16 protein-coding genes and 1 riboswitch are annotated in these 19,093 nt (G+C 67.9%); of the genes, 10 read left to right on the forward strand and 6 right to left on the reverse strand.

Going from position 1 to position 19,093, the window contains the following annotated elements; translation table 11 throughout:
• Window positions 1–11: 11 nt before the first annotated feature.
• A complete protein-coding gene (purD, locus tag ACU0BR_RS01335) occupies window positions 12–1,277 on the reverse strand; it encodes a phosphoribosylamine--glycine ligase (protein ID WP_446155036.1) in 1,266 nt (421 codons plus the stop codon).
• A 77-nt stretch (window positions 1,278–1,354) separates the two neighbouring features.
• On the opposite strand from purD, the gene xseA reads away from it, so the two are divergent.
• On the forward strand, window positions 1,355–3,040 hold the full coding sequence (xseA, locus tag ACU0BR_RS01340; protein ID WP_446155037.1) for an exodeoxyribonuclease VII large subunit: 1,686 nt from the start codon (window positions 1,355–1,357) through the stop codon (window positions 3,038–3,040).
• 46 nt (window positions 3,041–3,086) lie between these two features.
• Here the strand turns inward: xseA and ACU0BR_RS01345 are convergent, their stop codons facing one another.
• Together ACU0BR_RS01345 and ACU0BR_RS01350 are read right to left on the reverse strand one after the other, a co-directional pair.
• Entirely contained in the window at window positions 3,087–3,494 is a 408-nt protein-coding gene (locus ACU0BR_RS01345; protein WP_446155038.1) for a hypothetical protein, read from the reverse strand.
• A gap of 113 nt (window positions 3,495–3,607) precedes the next feature.
• Window positions 3,608–4,675: an alkane 1-monooxygenase gene (locus ACU0BR_RS01350; RefSeq protein ID WP_446155039.1), complete on the reverse strand. Its 1,068-nt coding sequence runs from the start codon at window positions 4,673–4,675 to the stop codon at window positions 3,608–3,610.
• A 216-nt stretch (window positions 4,676–4,891) separates the two neighbouring features.
• Between ACU0BR_RS01350 and ftsY the strand changes: the two genes are divergently transcribed.
• Entirely contained in the window at window positions 4,892–6,241 is a 1,350-nt protein-coding gene (gene ftsY, locus ACU0BR_RS01355; protein WP_446155058.1) for a signal recognition particle-docking protein FtsY, read from the forward strand.
• Window positions 6,242–6,248: 7 nt separating this feature from the next.
• Here the strand turns inward: ftsY and ACU0BR_RS01360 are convergent, their stop codons facing one another.
• Window positions 6,249–6,734 (reverse strand): MgtC/SapB family protein, encoded by a 486-nt coding sequence (locus tag ACU0BR_RS01360; protein WP_446155040.1) that lies wholly within the window; start codon window positions 6,732–6,734, stop codon window positions 6,249–6,251.
• 75 nt (window positions 6,735–6,809) lie between these two features.
• On the opposite strand from ACU0BR_RS01360, the gene ACU0BR_RS01365 reads away from it, so the two are divergent.
• Complete coding sequence (locus ACU0BR_RS01365) at window positions 6,810–7,712, forward strand: DMT family transporter (protein WP_446155059.1); 903 nt, start codon at window positions 6,810–6,812, stop codon at window positions 7,710–7,712.
• 1 nt (window position 7,713) lies between these two features.
• Window positions 7,714–8,316, forward strand: a complete 603-nt coding sequence (locus ACU0BR_RS01370; protein ID WP_446155041.1) for an inner membrane-spanning protein YciB — start codon at window positions 7,714–7,716, stop codon at window positions 8,314–8,316.
• Between the two features lie 66 nt (window positions 8,317–8,382).
• Here ACU0BR_RS01370 and ACU0BR_RS01375 read toward each other — a convergent pair whose 3' ends face one another.
• Complete coding sequence (locus ACU0BR_RS01375) at window positions 8,383–9,087, reverse strand: glutathione S-transferase N-terminal domain-containing protein (protein WP_446155042.1); 705 nt, start codon at window positions 9,085–9,087, stop codon at window positions 8,383–8,385.
• Between the two features lie 97 nt (window positions 9,088–9,184).
• Window positions 9,185–9,261: riboswitch (SAM riboswitch) on the forward strand.
• Between the two features lie 61 nt (window positions 9,262–9,322).
• On the opposite strand from ACU0BR_RS01375, the gene metZ reads away from it, so the two are divergent.
• The 3 genes from metZ (at window position 9,323) to ACU0BR_RS01390 (ending at window position 13,278) form a co-directional block, all read left to right on the forward strand.
• Window positions 9,323–10,531 carry an O-succinylhomoserine sulfhydrylase gene (gene metZ, locus ACU0BR_RS01380; protein ID WP_446155043.1) on the forward strand — a complete coding sequence of 403 codons (1,209 nt, stop codon included), beginning with the start codon at window positions 9,323–9,325 and terminating at the stop codon, window positions 10,529–10,531.
• A gap of 70 nt (window positions 10,532–10,601) precedes the next feature.
• Window positions 10,602–11,705, forward strand: a complete 1,104-nt coding sequence (gene folE2 / locus ACU0BR_RS01385) for a GTP cyclohydrolase FolE2 (protein ID WP_446155044.1) — start codon at window positions 10,602–10,604, stop codon at window positions 11,703–11,705.
• 124 nt (window positions 11,706–11,829) lie between these two features.
• A complete protein-coding gene (locus ACU0BR_RS01390) occupies window positions 11,830–13,278 on the forward strand; it encodes a TrkH family potassium uptake protein (protein ID WP_446155045.1) in 1,449 nt (482 codons plus the stop codon).
• 123 nt (window positions 13,279–13,401) lie between these two features.
• Here ACU0BR_RS01390 and ACU0BR_RS01395 read toward each other — a convergent pair whose 3' ends face one another.
• Window positions 13,402–15,276, reverse strand: a complete 1,875-nt coding sequence (locus ACU0BR_RS01395) for a serine protease (RefSeq protein ID WP_446155046.1) — start codon at window positions 15,274–15,276, stop codon at window positions 13,402–13,404.
• A gap of 152 nt (window positions 15,277–15,428) precedes the next feature.
• Here ACU0BR_RS01395 and ACU0BR_RS01400 point away from each other — a divergent pair, with 152 nt between their 5' ends.
• From ACU0BR_RS01400 to glyS, 3 genes are all read left to right on the forward strand, one after another.
• Entirely contained in the window at window positions 15,429–16,409 is a 981-nt protein-coding gene (locus ACU0BR_RS01400) for a glycine--tRNA ligase subunit alpha (protein WP_446155047.1), read from the forward strand.
• 120 nt (window positions 16,410–16,529) lie between these two features.
• Window positions 16,530–16,994, forward strand: a complete 465-nt coding sequence (locus ACU0BR_RS01405; protein WP_446155048.1) for a DUF6446 family protein — start codon at window positions 16,530–16,532, stop codon at window positions 16,992–16,994.
• A gap of 6 nt (window positions 16,995–17,000) precedes the next feature.
• Entirely contained in the window at window positions 17,001–19,022 is a 2,022-nt protein-coding gene (gene glyS / locus ACU0BR_RS01410) for a glycine--tRNA ligase subunit beta (RefSeq protein WP_446155049.1), read from the forward strand.
• Window positions 19,023–19,093: the final 71 nt, after the last annotated feature.

The following is a 19,093-nucleotide window of genomic DNA, read 5'->3' on the forward strand; positions in this document are numbered from 1 at the left end:
GGGCGCGGGTGTCAGAGCGCCCGCCACCCGATGTCGTCGCGGCAGAACCCGTCGGGCCAGTCGACCCGGTCGACCAGCGCATAGGCCAGATCGCGGGCCTCGCGCAGGGTGGCGCCGCGCGCGGTGGCGTTCAGGACGCGGCCGCCCGCCGCCTGCGTGCTGCCGTCCGCGCCGCGCCGGGTGCCCGCGTGAAAGCACATCTGGGCGCTGGTTTCGGGCAGTTCCGACAGCCCGCCGATGCGGCTGCCCTTCTCATAGGCGCCTGGATAGCCCCGTGCCGCCAGCACGACCGTCAGCGCGTGGTCGTCGGCCCAGTTGACCCGGGCACGCTCTAGGCGCCGCTCGGCGCAGGCCAGCATCAAGTCCAGCGCCTGCGCGCCCAGCCGCATCATCAGCACCTGGCATTCGGGATCGCCGAAGCGGACGTTGTATTCCACCAGCCGCGGCTGGCCGTCCTTGATCATCAGACCGGCATAAAGCACCCCGCGAAACGGCGTGCCGCGCCGGGCCATCTCCGCCACCGTGGGACGGATGATCTGCGCCATCGCCAGATCCGCGATGGCGTCGGTCAGCACGGGGGCGGGGGAATAGGCGCCCATGCCGCCGGTGTTGGGACCGGTGTCGCCCTGGCCCACGCGCTTGTGATCCTGCGCGGTGCCGATGGGCAGCACGTTGTCGCCATCGCACAGCACGAAAAAGGACGCCTCTTCGCCTTCCATGCATTCCTCGATCACCACCTCGGCGCCGGCCGCGCCGAAGGCGCCCGAGAACATCTCGTCGAGCGCGGCGCGCGCCTGCGCCAGGTCCATCGCCACCACCACGCCCTTGCCGGCCGCCAGACCGTCGGCCTTTATCACGATGGGCGCGCCCTGCTGCTCCACATGGGCGCGCGCGGCCTCGGCGTCGGTGAACCGCGCCCAGCCCGCGGTCGGGGCGTCGCAGGCGTCGCAGACCTCCTTGGTGAAGCTTTTCGACGATTCCAGACGCGCCGCCGCCGCCGAGGGGCCCAGGCACAGCACGCCCGCGGCCTCCAGCGCGTCGGCGACGCCCGCATCCAGCGGCGCCTCCGGGCCGATGATGACGAAATCGACGGCGTTTTCCTCGGCAAAGCTGCACACGGCACCGCCGTCGACGATATCGAGATCCGCGATCTCGGCGATCCCGGCGATGCCCGCGTTGCCGGGCGCCACGATCAGCCGGTCGCATTTCGGGTTCTGCTTGACCGCCCAGGCCAGCGCATGTTCGCGCCCGCCGCCGCCGAGGATGAGGATGTTCATGCGCGGCACGCTCCCGTATTGGCCTTCTGCTGGGCGCGTTCTAGGATGACGCCCCGAAGATCACAAGCGAGGCGCGCATGTCCGACCTGATAGATGATTTCGCCCCCGGCCCGGATGCGGGCGCGAACGCCCCCGAATTCACCGTCACGGAAATTTCCGGCGCGGTGAAACGCACCATCGAGGGGGAATTCTCGCATGTGCGCGTGCGCGGCGAGATCGGGCGCGTGTCGCGGCCGCGCTCGGGGCATGTCTATCTGGATCTCAAGGACGACCGCTCGGTCCTGTCGGGGGTGATCTGGAAAGGTCAGGCCGCGCGGCTGGCCACGATGCCCGAAGAGGGGCTGGAGGTCGTCGCGACCGGGCGGCTGACCACCTTCGGCGGGCAGTCGAAATATCAGATCGTGATCGAGGATATCGCCCCCGCCGGTGTGGGCGCGCTGATGGCGATGCTGGAAAAGCGCAAGAAGGCGTTGCAGGCCGAGGGTCTTTTCGCGGCCGAACGCAAGCGCCCGCTGCCCTATCTGCCGGAGGTGATCGGCGTGATCACCAGCCCGTCGGGCGCGGTGATCCGCGATATCCTGCACCGCCTGCGCGACCGTTTTCCGCGCCGCGTGCTGATCTGGCCGGTGGCGGTGCAGGGCGCGAAATGCGCGCCCGAAGTGGTCCGCGCGATCGAGGGGTTCAACGCGCTGACGCCGGGCGGCGCGCTGCCCCGGCCCGATCTGCTGATCGTGGCGCGCGGCGGCGGCTCGATCGAGGATCTCTGGGGCTTCAACGAGGAAACGGTCGCCCGCGCCGCGGCGGCGTCGCAGATTCCGCTGATCTCGGCCGTGGGGCATGAAACCGACATCACGCTGATCGATTTCGTGTCCGACCGGCGCGCGCCGACGCCTTCGGCCGCGGCGGAACTGGCCGTGCCCGTGCGGCTGGAGCTGCTGGCCGCACTGTCGCAGACCGGCGCGCGGCTGTCGCGCTGCGGCGGGGCGGCGATCACCCAGCGCCAGCAACGGCTGCGCGATCTGTCGCGCGCGCTTCCGCGGCTCGAAACGCTGACGTATTCGGCGCGGCAGCGACTGGATACCGTCGGCGATCGCCTGCCGGCCGCGTTGCGGGCCGCGGTCCAGATCAAGCGCGTGCACCTGGGGACCGTCGCGGGGCCGCTGCGTCCCGGTCTGCTCAAACGCGGGCTGCGCGGCGATGCCGAAAGGCTGGCGCGGCTGACGGCGCAGCTCGGCCCCTGCCATGACCGCCTGCTGCGCGAGCGGCGCGCGCGGCTGGAGCAGGCGGCGCGCGGGCTCCGCCCCGCGACACTGGCGCGCGAGGTGCAACAGCGCCGCCGCGCTCTCGAGGCGCTGGAGGGCAGGTTTCGCACCGCGGCACAGGGTCGGACGGGGCAGCTGCGCGACCGGCTGGACGGGCTGGACCGGCTGCGCCAGACGCTGGGCTACACCCAGACGCTGGCGCGCGGCTTTGCCGTGGTCCGGGCGGGCGATGCGGTCGTGACCGACAGCAAGACGGCCGCGCTTGCGCCGCGGCTCGACATTCAGTTCCACGACGGGCGTTTGCCGGTTGCCCCGGTGCCCGGTGGCGGTGCCACTGGAGGCGGCGACGCCTTTTCCGACGCCTCCGACACCGTGGCGCGGGCGGGGTCCGGCAGCAAGAAGACCGCAGGCAAGAAGGCGCGGGCGGGCAAGCCCGCGACGACGACCGGCAAGGCGGCGGGGAAATCCGGCGAACCGCCCGAGCAGGGCAGCCTGTTCTAGCCCGGCCCCGGCAGGGGCCTGCGCGTGCCGGGCGAGCGCGCCCTCGTCACACGCCCAGACCGGGCGGGACGCATTTCAGCGGCTCGTCGCTGTCCGCGACCGCGCGCAGGTCGAACATCGGATCGTCACCGGGGAGCCGCGCGCGCACCCCGATGCCGTCGACGAAGAAATTCCAGCAGATGTCCTCGGGCATGTCTTCGTAGTCGAAACATATTTCGCCGCCGCTTTCGTACCACTCGCCCTGTTGGCAGCTGCCGTCGACGAAGGCCCAGATGACGCGGCGCCCGCTCAGATATTGCTCGGCGCCGAAGGCTTCGCCCAGACGGTTGAAGAACAAGGTTCGTCCGGTGACGATCTTTTCGAATTCTCCGGCCGTCAGCTGTTGCTGCTGCGCCGCCACCGGAACGGCGGGCAGGGACCAGAGGGCGAGGGTGAGTGCAGGCAACAGGCGCATGTGCGGACCTCCTGGACGCCAAGCCTGCCACAGCGCGGCCCGTTCGGCCAGCGCGACGCGCGTTTTGACGACGCCGGCGCAACGCGCGTTCAAGGTTTCATGGGCCGCTGGATCTACGCCGCGTCCTGCGGCGCGCGCGCCGTCCAGGCGCGCAGGCGCGGGTGCATGACCCGGCGGAACAGGCGCGGAAACAGCGCCATCGTCGCGATCACCGGCAGCGAATGGGGCAGCTGCGGCGCGGTTTGCCCATCGGGCAGGGTCAGCGCGGGAAAGGCCTTTGACGGGTGCGCGTGATGATCGGAATGGCGCGGCGCGTTCAGCATCATGAGCGCGGAATACCAATGCGGGGCGTTCCACGAATGCTGCGGGCCGACGGGTTCATAGCCGCCGGTGCCGCGGGGCTGTCGCATCAGCCCGTAGTGCTGGACATAATCGCTCAGCAGCAGCTGCATCGTGGCATGGGCGGCAAGCGCGACATGCAGCAGCACCCCCCACACCCCCCAGAACGTCCCTGTCACCGCCAGCAGCCCCATCCCGCCCAGCGTGTAGCCCCAATAGGGGTTGGCGGGGCTGAGCGCGCCTCGCCCCTTGCGCGCCAGTCGCGCGTTTTCGACCCGCAGGCCCGCCCGGAACGACCCGCGCCAGGCCCGCGGCGCGAAGCGGTAGAAGCTCTCGCCCCGGCGCGACGTGTTCGGGTCATCGGGGGTGGCGACATGGCGGTGATGCACCGCCGGATGCGCCGAGGCATGATGCCCGAACAGCAGTGAGGTATAGACCGCCGCGCCCAGCCTGCGCAGCAGGCGCGAAGGGCGATGGATCAGCTCATGCGCGTTCGAGTTGGAAACCTGGCCGAAAAAGAGACCCGCCGCGACGAAGAGGCCCAGCTTTTCGCCGCCCCCGAGCGCGGAGCCGTGCACGAGCGCCGCGATCGTCTGCCAGAGCAGGACGAAATGCGCCAGAGCCAGGGCGACCGAAAGGGCCTGGGCGCCCCGGTCGGAGGGGCGGCGTGCCCGCACGCCGGGCAGCAGCCCGTCGATCCCCGCGACCACGACCGTCACCGAGGCCAGCGCCAGCCAGACCAGCGCACCGCCTCCCGGCGCGCCGCCCCAGTGACCCGCAGCCAGCAACAGCCCCAGAGGCAGCCCGCTGGCCAGCGCAAACCCTGCGATCGTGCCGCCCATCCTTACCCTCTCCGCCCGGATTGCATCGTTGCCGACAGCTTGACGCACGATAGGGGCGACAGCGGGGTGCCGTCACGGCAAAATCGAGGAACGCCGGGCGGTCAAGCCGCCGCCACGCGGCCGCGGGGCGGGTGCTGCGGCCGCCGACCCTTCCATCCCGGCCGATTTCGGCTTAGGTGAACGGAAGAGGTGACCGAGGGCAGCGACGGGATCGGGATGGCGTTTTTCAACAAGCTCAAGGACAGGCTGTTCAAGTCGTCCTCCAGGATCGACGCGGGGCTCGATGCCATCGTGGAGGAAGGCGGCGTCGCGGAACCCGGCACCGCGGAGGAGGGCCTCGCGCCGTCCGACGCCGCAGATACCGGCGTCGAGGCGAATGCGCAGGGGCCGGGCGATCCTCGCGCCGACGCCCGTCCGACGCATCAGGACGCCCCGGCATCGCCCCCCGCGCCAGAGACCAAGGCAGAGCCAGCGACCGGGCCAGAGCCAGCGACCGGGCCAGAGCCGCGCGAGACTTCTGCCCCAGCTCCGGCCCCAGCCGGGGCCCCGCCCCGGGCGCCCACGCCCGCCGCAGCGGACCAGCAGCCGGCGCCAACCGCGCCCGCCTCCGGCAAGCCGGGTTTGCTGGGCCGCATTCTGGGCGGCGGGGCCAGACCCGCGCCGGGTGCGCCCGCGACGCCCGCCGCATCGGTCCTGCGCCGCGCGCTGGACGATGACATGCTGGAACAGCTCGAAGAGCTGCTGATTTCCACCGACATGGGCGTCGACACGGCGCTGCGTGTGACGGCGAGCATGGCCGAGGGCCGCTACGGGCGGAAACTTTCCTCGGCAGAGATCAAGGCGCTGCTGGCGCAGGAAATCACCCGCATCATGGAGCCCGTCGCGCGCCCGCTGCCGCTTTACGTCAAGACGCCGCAGGTGGTGCTGGTGGTCGGTGTCAACGGCTCGGGCAAGACCACGACCATCGGCAAGCTGGCCAGCCAGTTCCGCGCGGCGGGCAAGCAGGTGGTGATCGCTGCCGGCGATACCTTCCGCGCCGCCGCGGTCGAACAGTTGCAGGTCTGGGGCGATCGCGCAGGCGTGCCGGTGCTGACCGCGCCCGAAGGGTCGGACCCCGCCAGCCTGGCCTTCGACGCGATGAGCAAGGCGGAGGCCGAGGGCGCCGATCTGCTGTTGATCGACACCGCCGGGCGGTTGCAGAACCGCGCCGACCTGATGGAGGAGCTGGCCAAGATCGTCCGCGTGATCCGCAAGAAGGATCCGACCGCGCCGCATAACACCTTGCTGGTGCTGGATGCGACGACCGGGCAGAACGCGCTGAGCCAGGTGGAAACCTTCCGCAAGCTGGCCGATGTGACGGGGCTGGTGATGACCAAGCTGGACGGCACCGCCCGCGGCGGTGTCCTGGTGGCGCTGGCCGACCGCTTCGGCCTGCCGATCCACGCGATCGGCGTGGGCGAGCAGATCGACGATCTGGATGCCTTTGACCCGGCGGATTTCGCCCGCGCGCTTACCGGCTCCGACGCGGGTGCCGACGATGCGGGTCCTGGCGGGGCGGGGGGCTGATCTGTGGCTATCCCTTGTCGGTGTAGCGCCGTTCAAGCCAGCCCACGACGCTCATGACGGTGACCACCACGACGGTGGCCAGTACCGCCAGCGGCAGCTGCCCGCTGCCCGCCGCCACGCCGACCGCGCCCGCCAGCCACATGCCCGCGCCGGTGGTGATGTTCTTCACCTCGCCCTTGGAGGTGAAGATAGCCCCGGCCGCCAGAAAGGCGACGCCCGCCGTCACCGCCTCGATCAGGCGCAGGGGGTCGACACGCATCTCTCCGCTGCCCGCGAAGGGCAGGTTGACCAGCTCCTGCGCGACGAGGATGAACAGGCAGGCCGCCGTGGCGATCAGCATGTGCGTGCGCAGCCCCGCGGGTTTGGTGCGGGCCTCGCGTTCCCAGCCGATGATGCCGCCGAGGATCAGCGCGACCAGCAGGCGCAGCGCCGCGATTTCCGCGGGGACGGTCGAAAAGCTGTTGGCAAGTTCGCTGCGCAGGACATCTAGCATGATCCAGAAATGCCACGGAGCCGCGCCGGGTTCCAGCCCCCGCGTGCAGGCGCCAGCCAGGGCGGCCCGCGCGGCATGAGCGACTGGATCATCACCCTGGAAGGCACGGAGGCAGGCCACCGCACCGCCCTGCTGCTGGCGCTGTCGGCGGCGCTGCTGCACGCGGTCTTCGGCGCGCTTCAGAAGGGGCGGTTCGATCCCTGGCTGACACGCGGCGCGGTGGATTTCTGGTATCTGCTGATGGCGCTGCCGGTCGCGCTGTTCGTCGTGCCCCGGCCCGAGCCGCAGCTTTGGCTGATCTTCGCGGGCGTCTGGCTGATCCACACCGCCTACAAGGTGTTGCAGGCGATGGCCTACACGCGCGGCGCCTATACGGTCGTCTATCCGGTGGTGCGGGGCACGGGGCCGCTGTTTGCCGTGATCGGCGCCTATCTGATCTTCGGAGAGGTCTTCGCCCCGCTGCAATGGCTGGGCGTGGCCACGCTGATGACGGGTATCCTGGGGCTTGCGGCCTATAATCTGGTGCATGTGCGTGTGAACCGCGACACGCTGAACGCGGCACTGGCGCTGGCGGTGATCACCGGGATGCTGGTGGCGATCTATACCATCTACGATGCCTATGGCATCCGCTCGACCCCGGACCCATTTACCTTTCTCGCATGGTTTTTCGTGATAGACGGGCTGTCATTTCCCATCCCGGCCTATCTGCGGTGGCGGGCGATGCCGCAGCGGCCGGAGGCGCGCGGTCTGCTGCTGCGCGGGTTCATCGGGGCGATCGTGGCGTTCGGCAGCTTCGGATCGGTGATGCTGGCCACGCGGCTGGACAAGGTGGGGCAGGCGGCGGTACTGCGCGAGACCTCGCCGGTGTTCGCGGCCCTCATCGGATGGGTGTTTTTGAAGGAAACGGTCGGTCCGCGCAGGCTCGGGCTGATGGCATTGATCGCGGCGGGCGCGGTAATCGTAGAAACAGGAGGCTGACATGGCTGAAAAGAAACTGAACCCGGCGGTGAAGCTGGCGCTGGAAATCGGCCCGGTCATCCTGTTTTTCATCGGCTATCTACAGGTGCGCGACCGCAGCTTCACCATCGGCGGCACCGAGTACGACGGGTTCATAATCGTCACCGCGCTGTTCGTGCCGCTGATCCTGCTGTCCACCGGCCTGCTGTGGTGGCTGACGGGCAAGCTGTCGAAGATGCAGATCGTCACCGCCGTGCTGGTGGTGGTGTTCGGAGGCCTGTCCGTCTGGCTGAACGATGACCGCTTCTTCAAGATGAAGCCCACGATGATCTACGCGCTGTTCGCGGGCGTGCTGGGCTTTGGCCTGCTGCGCGGCGAATCCTACCTGCGTCACGTGATGGAGGAGGTCATGCCGCTGGAACGGGAAGGCTGGATGAAGCTGACCCGCCGGCTGACGCTTTTCTTTGTCGCGCTTGCGGTGACGAACGAAATCGTCTGGCGCACGATGAGCACCGACGCCTGGGTGAATTTCAAGACCTTCGGCCTGACGGCGGCGCTGTTCGCCTTTTTCATGTCGCAGGGCAAGCTGTTTCAGAAATACGGAATTGAGCGCGACAAGCGTTGAGCCTGCCGCGAAAGCGCCTGCGCCGAGCTCCTGCCCGCCCGCCACAGCGGGGGGGGCGCGGCGGGCTCAGCCCTTCTTGAACATGCCCTTCTGCGCCTCGGTATCGCGGTTCAACGCTTCGCGGCGCGCCAGTTCCAGCTGCTGCCCCTTCTGCACGGCCGGGCGGTTGCCGACGCGGTCCAGCCATTTGGCCATGTTGGGCAGATCCCCGATCCTCTGCTGCTGACCCTCCCAAAGCGAGGCCCAGGGCCAGATCGCCATATCCGCGATGGAATAGAAGTGCCCCGCGACGAAATCGCGGTCGGCCAGCCTGCGGTCCAGCACCCCGTAAAGCCGCGCGACCTCGTTGCGGTAACGGTCCTTGGCGTAGGGCAGGTCCTGCGGCGGGTCCATCCGGGGGGCGTATTTCAGGAAATGATGCGCCTGTCCGGCCATCGGGCCGACGCCGCCCATCTGCCACATCAGCCATTGGTCGACCTCGATGCGCTCGCGCTCGGTCTCGCCGCAGAAGGAGCCGGTCTTGCGCGCCAGATATTGCAGGATCGCGCCCGACTCAAAGATCGAGATCGGCGCGCCGTCGGGGCCGTCGGGGTCGGTGATGGCGGGCATCCGGTTGTTGGGCGAGAGTTTCAGGAATTCGGGCTTGTGCTGATCGCCCTTGCTGATGTCGACCAGATGCAGCTTGTAGGGCAGGCCCATCTCCTCCAGCGCGATGGAGATTTTCCAGCCGTTGGGCGTGGGCCAATAATAGAAATCGATGGGATCGGACATTGCGGTTCCTTTTGTCGCCTCGCGCCAGAATGGCCCATGATACGCCGGGGGCAAGGCGTTTCTCGCCGCGCTTGACCTTGCGGCGGCTTGGGTCTACGCCGTGCAGTGTGGTGATTTGTGCCGGATTGCGGGCCACGTTAAACATTCCGCTAAAAAGGTCGAGGACTGCAAGCCCCCGACGCTTTCCCGGCGTGGGGGTTTTTCTTTGGGCGCCACAGGGCGCGAAAGGGGCATTATGAACGCGGATTGGAAACAGCGGACCAAGGCAGTCCATGCGGGCGTGCGGCGCAGCCAGTACGGCGAGACGTCGGAGGCCATCTTTCTGACGCAGGGCTTCATCTACGACAGCGCCGAACAGGCCGAGGCGCGCTTCGTCAAATCGGGCGAGGATGAATTCATCTATGCCCGCTACGGCAACCCGACCGTGCGCATGTTCGAAGAACGCATCGCCGCGATCGAAGGGGCAGAGGACGCATTCGCCACCGCCTCGGGCATGGCGGCGGTCAACGGCGCGCTGGTGTCGATGCTGCGCGCGGGCGATCATGTGGTGTCCTCGCGCGCGCTCTTCGGGTCGTGCCTTTATATCCTCGACGAGGTTCTGACCCGCTTCGGCGTGGAGGTGACCTTTGTCGACGGGCGCGATCTGGACGCCTGGAAGGCCGCGCTGCGCCCCGACACCAAAGCCGTCTTCCTGGAGGGCGTGTCGAACCCCACGCTGGAGGTCATCGACCTCAAGGCCGTCTGCGACATGGCCCATGCGGTCGGCGCGACGGTGGTCGTCGACAATGTCTTTGCCACGCCGGTGTTGCAGCGGTCGCTGGATCTGGGGGCCGATGTCGTGGTCTATTCCGCGACCAAGCACATCGACGGGCAGGGGCGCTGTCTGGGCGGCGTGATCCTGGGCACACGCGATTTCATCCGCGGCACGGTGGAGCCCTACCTCAAGCACACCGGCGGCGCGCTCAGCCCGTTCAACGCCTGGGTGATGCTGAAGGGGCTGGAAACGCTGGAATTGCGTGTTACGGCGCAATCGGCCAGTGCGCTGAAGATCGCCGAGAGGCTGGAAGGGCAGGCCGGGCTGGCCCGGGTGATTTATCCGCATCTGCCGTCGCACCCCGAATACGCGCTGTCCCGCGCGCAGATGAGCGCGGGCGGCACCGTGATCGCGCTGGATCTGGCAGGCGGCAAGCAGGCCGCGTTCCGCTTTCTCAACGCCTTGGAAATCATCGGCATTTCCAACAACCTGGGCGATAGCAAGTCGCTGGTGACACACCCCGCGACCACGACCCACCAACGCCTTGCGCCCGAGCTGCGCGCGGAACTGGGGATCACCGACGGGCTGGTGCGCATCAGCATCGGCCTGGAAGACGCCGACGATCTGCTGGCCGATATCCAGGGCGCCGTGGCGGCGGCAGACGCGTCCCAGGGCGGATCCGGCGCATAAAATGTCCGAATCAAGGTTGGACAGGTGGGGGGGCTTGCCCACATAAGGAGTGGGAACCACGGAGGTCGCCATGACTTTACACAGCCGTTCCATCAAGCAGCAGCCCAGCCGCGACGACGCGGCGCGCGCGCTCGCGGTCCTGCGCGAGTGGGCGGACCGTGTCGCGCCCGAGGAAGTGGCCGAGCTCGACCCGCTGGTGTCGCGCCTGATCCCGGGGCAGGAGGTGTCGAACTATCCCGCCCTGGCCCGCGCCTACCCCGAGGAATTCGAGGCCGACGCCGATTACCGCCGCTCGCTGCCCGATCTGCAAAACGGGCCCGCCTCGCTGATCCGCGGCGCGCGGCAGATGATCCAGCATGTGGGGATCTCGAACTTTCGCCTGCCGATCCGGTTTCACACCCGCGACGGCGACGACCTGACGCTTGAAACCTCGGTCACCGGCACCGTCAGCCTGGAGGCCGAGAAGAAGGGCATCAACATGTCGCGCATCATGCGCAGTTTCTATCGCCGGTCGGAGGAAACCTTCTCCTTCGAGGTGATGGAATCGGCGCTGGACGACTACAAGACCGATCTCGACAGTTTCGACGCGCGCATCCAGATGCGGTTTTCCTTTCCCACCAAGGTGCGCAGCCTGCGGTCCGGGCTCGAGGGGTTCCAGTATTACGACCTGGCGCTGGAGGTGGTGGATATCGCGGGCGAGCGGCGCAAGTTCGTGCATCTCGACTATGTCTATTCCTCGACCTGCCCCTGTTCGCTGGAACTCAGCGAACACGCGCGCCAGTTCCGCGGCCAGCTGGCCACGCCGCATTCGCAGCGCTCGGTGGCACGGGTGTCCGTTGATGTGGACCCCGAGGCCGATTGCCTGTGGTTCGAGGATCTGATCGACATCTGCCGCGCCGCGGTGCCGACCGAGACGCAGGTGATGGTCAAGCGCGAGGACGAACAGGCCTTTGCCGAGCTGAACGCCGCCAACCCGATCTTCGTCGAGGATGCGGCGCGGCTGTTCTGCGAACAATTGCTGGCCGATGCGCGCATCCGCGATTTCCGCGTCGTGGCCAGCCATCAGGAAAGCCTGCACAGCCACGATGCGGTCAGCGTGCTGACGCATGGGCCGACGTTCGAATCCGACAGTCTGGACCCCAAGCTCTTCAACACGCTCTTCCACATCGGCTGACCGCGTTCGTTGACCGTGTTCGCTGACCGGCGGGGCTGACGGCGCTGCGCCAGCCAGGAGAGATGACACCGGGGCGGCCAAGGCCGCTTGACACTCGACGGCGGCGCGGCCATCCCTGTCGGCCATGTTCGACCTGCGCCCCGTCGGTTATGTGATCGGTCTTCTCATTGCCGCGCTGGGCGCGTCGATGCTCATTCCGCTCGCGCTTGACCTGTTCACGGGCAACGGGCACTGGGACGCCTTTCTCAAATCGGCGCTTTTCACGTTGCTGTGCGGCGGGTTGATGGCGCTGGCCTGTTCCAACGGGCTGAGCGGACGGCTGAACCTGCAACAGACCTTTCTGATCACCACGGGCGTCTGGCTGATGTTGCCCGTCTTCGGCGCCTTGCCCTTCATGCTGGGCGCGACGCAGGCGAGCTTCACCGACAGCTTCTTCGAGGCCATGTCGGGCCTGACGACCACCGGCTCCACCGTGTTCAGCGGGCTGGAAAAGCTGCCGCGCGGCCTGCTGTTGTGGCGTGGGCTGACGCAGTGGTTCGGCGGTATCGGCATCATCGTGGTGGCGATGGTCTTCCTGCCCGAGCTCAAGATCGGCGGCATGCAGATTTTCCGCAGCGAGGCGTTCGACACCTCGGGCAAGGTGCTGCCGCGGGCGGCGGAAATCGCGTCGAAGATCACCATCATCTACGTCGGGCTGACCTTCCTGTGCGCCATGACCTATCTGATGCTCGGGATGGACCCGTTCGACGCGGTCGTGCACGCGCTGACGACGCTGTCGACCGGCGGCTTCGGGAACTACGACAGCTCCTTCGGGGCGTTCGGGCCGTCGCTTTCCTATGCCGCGACGGTCTTCATGATCCTGGCGGCGCTGCCTTTCGTGCGCTACGTGCAGCTGCTCAACGGCAGTTCGCGGCCGCTGCTGCACGACAGCCAGGTCCGGGCGTTCCTCATGGTCATCGCGTCGGTGGTGGCGGCGATCGCGCTCTATCTGGTGATCGTGCAGGATTTCCGCGGCCCCTATGCGCTGCGCGCGACGCTGTTCACCATCGTGACGATCATCACCGGCACCGGCTATGCGCTGGACGACTACATGGGTTGGGGCAATGTGGTGGTCGTGGTGATCTTCTTCGTCGGGCTGATCGGCGGCTGCGCGGGCTCGACCGCCTGTTCGGTCAAGGTGTTCCGCTATCAGCTGCTGTTCAAGTCGATCCGCGCGCAGATGCGGCGCATCCATTCGCCGCACGGCATCTTCATCCCCCGGTACGATGGCCAGCCCATTCACGACGATGTGCTGTCCTCGGTGATGGCGTTCTTCGTGCTGTTCATCGTGTCGCTGGGGGTGCTGGCGGTTTTGCTCGGCATGACCGGGCTCGATTTCATCACCGCCGTGTCCGGCGCCGCCACCGCGCTGGCCAACGTGGGGCCGGGGCTGGGCGACAAGATCGGCCCGGCGGGCAATTTCGGCGGGCTGGACGACACGGCAAAATGGCTGCTGGCGATCGGAATGCTGATCGGGCGGCTGGAGCTGATGGCCGTCTATGCCATTCTGACGGTGAAATTCTGGCGTACCTGAGACTGATGCGCCCCGCCCCCCGCCGTCCCAGCGGGCCCCGCCACAGCGGGCCGCGGGGCGGGATGCGCGGCAGGGGTCCGTGCTCGACGCGCGCACCGCTCAGCGCGCGCGTCCCGCCTCAGATCAGTTCCAGCAGCTGACCAGCACCGTCATGTCGGCCGCCAGCAGGGTCAGATCCTCCGGTGCCATGATGCCGATCTGCGCATCCTTGCGCACGGTCTGGCCGCCGCCTGCGATCACGCGCTCGATCGCGTCGGCCTTGGCGGCGAAAAACACGTCCTGGGGCAGTTGCCGGGCGTCGTCTTGGCCCGGCAGCAACATCCCGATGACCGCGCCCCCCTGGTCGAAGACCGGCCCGCCCGCGTCGCCTGATTTCGCGGGAACGCTCAGCCGCTGGCGATCCGATTGCCCGTCCAGCCCCTGAAGCTCGGCCAGCGACCCGAAGGTCAGCGTGGGTGCGCCCAGCACGCCGTTATAGGAAAAGCCCGACACCGCCACCTCGGCGCCGAGCGCCGGGCTGACGCTGCTGAACGTGGCGAAGGAGGCGGGCACCAGGCTTTGGCGTGGGCGCAGCACGGCAAGCCCCAGATCGGGGTCGGACTGGCTGATGTCGGCATCGACGCTGTCGTCGATGGTAATGCGCGAGCATTGTTTCACCGTGCTCAGCGAGGTCACGATGGTGCCCTTGGCATCGACGTAGAACCCCGAGGCGGAGATCTGCGGGCGGCGGATCTTGAGGCCCGCGATCAGGTCGATCTTCTGCTCGGAGCCCGCGCCCGCCCCGGACGCCGGGTCCAGTGTCGCCGCGCTCGATTCGCTGAAGCTCGCGCGCATCCCTTCGGCAACGGCCGTCATCAGCTTGGCCTCGGCGGGCGGGTAGATCAGGGTAAAGCCCTTGATCCGCCCGTCGCGCAGCCGCGCCCATGTGTAGGAATGCAGCGTCTCGTTCTGTCCCGTCAGCACGAAGCTGTCGTTGTCGAGCGTACGGTCGCCGTCCACCGGCACGATCTTCAGCGTCTGCATGATGTTGTAAAGACCCGCCAGCGTGTCGCGGTCGCCGGTCTGGGATATCAGCAGCACCCGCACCGCGCGCTCGGTCGTGGGCTCGTAATGCGCGAAAGGCGGCTCGTAGCGGGCGAAGTCGACCAGCGATGTCGGCAGCTCGAGCTGGATTCCGGCTTTCTCGTCGGCGACCAGTTTCAGCCCGAGCGCGGCAAAGACGCTGGTGTAGCCGTCCAGAAGTTCCAGCCGCTGCGCGGTGGTCAACACGCCGGTGGGCTCATAGCCGCGCGCGCTTTGATAGGCGCTCATCGCGCCGCGCGTTCCGACGCCGAAATCGCCATCGATCGCGGAATTGTAGAAGCCTTCCCATTGCAGTGCCACTTGCAGGTCCTTGCGGTCCTGTTCGCTCAGCTGCGCCTCGGCGGCGCGGGCCTCGGCAAGGGTCTGGGGGCGCGGCGGAAGCGGCGCGCGATCCGCGCCAGGGGCGGCGCCGGACGCTTCCGCCCCGGCGGTTGCCCCGGCGGTTGCATCGGCGGCCGGGGCCGGTTCCGCCTCGGGCGCGGGGGGCAGCGGCCGGGTGACCACCAGGTTGTCAACGCCGTTCTGAGCCGTGGTCTGAGCCGTGATCTGAGAGGGGGCCTGTGTCTGATCGGGGGCGGCCGTGGTGGCATCGGGCCAGTATTGCCGACGGAACTGTTGACCGTCGGTGACGAAACTGTCGGCGGGGATGCGTCCCGCCGCGCGCAGCTCGCGGCGCAGGCGGCGGGCTTCGGCCACCGGGTAGGGGCCCAGCATCACCCCGTACCATCCGCCGCGAATCGCGTAGCCGGTGACATCGGGCAGCCGGGCGGCGTAGGTCTGCGCGCGCTCGCGCGCCAACGTGAGGTTTGGCCGCGCCTCGATCTGGACCCAGGCCTGTTGCTGGGCCTGCGCCGTTCCGACCATTCCGAACACAAGGAAAAAGGCGCCGAAAACGGCTGCGAAAAATCGATCCATACGGATAAACCCCTGTATCTCTGCCACACCTGCTTTTCTGTCGGCGCTTCTTATCCAATCCGCCCGCGGAGGGCACGTCAAATATCCGCGTGCCGCGATTGACCCCCGTTTCGCTGTTGCCTATGCAGAACGCGCCTTCCAAGGGACAGACAATGACCGCACGCCAGCCCAGACCCCGCAGCTTTCAGGAAATCATCCTGCGCCTACAGGACTATTGGGCGGCGCAGGGCTGCGCGATCCTGCAACCCTACGACATGGAGGTGGGCGCGGGCACCTTCCACCCCGCCACCACGCTGCGTTCGCTGGGCAGCCGCCCCTGGGCCGCGGCCTATGTCCAGCCCTCGCGCCGGCCCACCGACGGGCGTTATGGCGACAGCCCGAACCGCTGGCAGCATTATTATCAGTTCCAGGTGCTGGTGAAGCCCTCGCCCCCCGATTTCCAGGCGATCTATCTGGGTTCGCTCGAGGCCATCGGCATCGACATGGATCTGCACGACATCCGCTTCGTCGAGGACGACTGGGAAAGCCCGACGCTGGGCGCCTGGGGGCTGGGATGGGAGGTCTGGTGCGACGGCATGGAGGTTAGCCAGTTCACCTATTTCCAGCAGGTGGGCGGCCACGACTGCAAGCCCGTCGCGGGCGAGCTGACCTATGGGCTGGAACGGCTGGCGATGTATGTGCTGGGTCATGACGACGGCAACGCGATGCCCTTCAACGACCCCGATGCGCCGATCCCGCTGAGCTATGGCGATGTCTTCCGCGAGGCGGAGGCGCAATATGCGCGCTGGAATTTCGACGTGGCCGACACCGCGATGCTCAAGCGCCACTTCGAGGACGCCGAGGCCGAATGCGCCGCGATCCTCGATCAGCCCGAGATCGACCCCAAGACCGGCCGGCGCATCGTCATGGCACAGCCCGCCTATGACCAATGCATCAAGGCCAGCCATCTGTTCAACCTGCTGGATGCGCGCGGCGTCATTTCGGTGACCGAGCGGCAGGCCTATATCGGACGGGTGCGGGCGCAGGCCAAGCTGTGCGCCGACGCTTTCCTGCTGACCGAGGCCGGCGGGTACGCGCCGGACGGCCAGCCCGGCCATCCGCCCGGCGGGCATACGGGCGGCCAGGCCGCGTGATACCATATCCGGGCGCCGAGCGCCCTGTCGCAAGGCCGCGGACTGCTGTATGCCACGTCCTTGTCCCGACCGCACCGCCCCTTCGCGGCGCCCCTTTCAACCCAAGGCGGAAATAGACCCATGACCGGAAGAACAGCAGCACTCGTCATCGTTGTCGCGGGCGTTCTGACCGCCGTGGGCGTCTGGTACGCGCAGGTCTACGGCTTCTACGACCGGCTCGACACCGCGGAAATCCGCATGACGCCGATCAACGACGCCCCGGCCGAGCTGATCGAGATCACCGATTTTCAGGGCATCGACGCCAACAGCTCGCCGCTGCGGTTCCGCGGCTGCTTCAAGGTCGAGCAAACCATCGCCGAGCTGTCGTCGCGCTACAAGCCGATGGCGGATCCCACGCCGCTGAACGGGCCGGGCTGGTTCGATTGCTACGACGCCCGCACCGTCGGCGAGGCGCTGGAGGCGGGCGAGGCCACCGCCTTTCTGGGCGAACGCAACATAGCCGACGGCGTGGATCGCGTGATCGCCGTCTTTCCCGATGGCCGGGCCTATGCCTGGCATCAGTTGAACGAAAAATATCAGGACTGACCCTTCATGCCCGATCTTCTGCTGGAACTGTTTTCCGAGGAAATCCCCGCCCGGATGCAGGCCCGCGCGGCCGACGATCTGAAACGCCTGGTCACGAATGGCCTGGTCGAGGCCGGTCTGACCTATGCCGCCGCCGCCGCGTTTTCCACGCCGCGCAGGCTGACCCTGACGATCGAGGGGATGCTGGCCGAAAGCCCCACCCAGCGAGAGGAGCGCAAGGGCCCGCGCGTGGATGCCCCCGAAAAGGCGCTGGAGGGGTTCCTGCGCGCCACCGGGCTGACCCGCGACCGGCTGGAGGCCCGCGACGACAAGAAAGGCCAGGTCTGGTTCGCCACCATCGAGAAACCCGGCCGCCCCGCGCCCGAGATCGTGGCCGAGGTCGTTACCGCCACGGTGCGCAGCTTTCCCTGGCCCAAGTCGATGCGCTGGGGCGCGGGCAGCCTGCGCTGGGTGCGGCCGCTGCACTCGATCCTGTGCATCACCTATGATGAGGGCGGCGCGCAGGTCGTGCCCTTCGAGATCGACGGCATCGCGGCGGGCGACAGCACGCGCGGGCACCGCTTCATGGCGCCGGATGGCTTTGCGGTGATGTCCTTCGACGACTATGCCGCCCGGCTGAAACGCGCCAAGGTGGTGCTGAACCCGCAGGAGCGCGCGGATCACATCTGGGCCGATGCCACCAACGCCGCCTTTGCCCAGGGGCTGGAGGCGGTGGAGGATCGCGGCCTGCTGGCCGAGGTCGCGGGGCTGGTGGAATGGCCCGTGGTGCTGATGGGCGCGATCGGCGCCGATTTCCTGGACCTGCCGCCCGAGGTGCTGCAAACCTCGATGCGCGAACACCAGAAATTCTTTTCCGTGCGCAATCCGAAAAGCGGCCGGATCGAGAAATTCGTCACCGTCGCCAACCGCGAAACCGCAGACGACGGCGCGACGATCCTGGCGGGCAACGGCCGGGTGCTGGCCGCGCGTCTGGCGGATGCCAAGTTCTTCTGGGAAAACGATCTGCGCGTGGCGCAGGCAGGCATGGGCGAATGGCTGGACAAGCTGGGCGCCGTGACCTTCCACAACAAGCTGGGCAGCCAGGCCGACCGCATCGCCCGCATCGCCGCGCTGGCCCGCGAGATCGCGCCGCAGGTCGGCGCGGATGCGGATCTGGCCAGCGAAATGGTCTATGAATTCCCCGAGCTTCAGGGCGTCATGGCGCGCTATTACGCCGAAAAGGCAGGGCTGGGCGAGGATATCGCCCGCGCCGCGCAGGAACATTACCAGCCGCTCGGTCCGTCGGACGCCGTGCCTACCGCGCCCGTCTCGGTCGCCGTGGCGCTGGCCGACAAGATCGACACGCTGACCGGCTTCTGGGCGATTGATGAAAAGCCGACGGGATCGAAGGACCCTTTCGCCCTGCGCCGCGCCGCGCTGGGGGTGATCCGGCTGGTGCTGGAGAACGGGTTGAGGGTGGGGCTTGAACAAGTCTTCGCCGCCTCCCGGCAGGACGCGGATTCCGCCGACCTGCTCGCCTTCTTCCACGACCGGCTCAAGGTCTACCTGCGCGACCGGGGCATCCGGCACGATGTGATCGACGCCTCGCTGGCGATGCCGGGCAACGACGATCTGTCCCTGCTGGTCAAGCGGGCGGAGGCGCTGTCGGATCTGCTGAAATCCGATGACGGCGAAAACCTGTTGCAGGGGTTCAAGCGCGCCAACAACATCCTCACCCAGGCGGAGGAAAAGGACGGTGTCGAATATTCCTTCGGGGCGGACCCCAAGCTGGCCGAGACGGAGGAGGAGCGCGCGCTCTTCGCCGCGCTCGACGCCGCCCGCGCGCGGATCGAACCGGCGATGCGGGCCGAGGATTTCGCCACCGCGATGCAGGCGATGGCCAGCCTGCGCGCACCGATCGACGCCTTTTTCGAGACGGTGCAGATCAATGCCGAAAGCCAGATCCTGCGGCGCAACCGGCTGAACCTGCTGCACAGCATCCGGGCGATCTGTTCCGACGTGGCCGATCTGAACCGCATCGAGGGCTGAGGCGCGCGAAGGGGCGGACGCTGCCGGTCGGCGCATCGGCGGATGTACCGGCGGATGTATCGGGCGGGCTT

The sequence above is a fragment of the Brevirhabdus sp. genome (assembly GCF_052826345.1).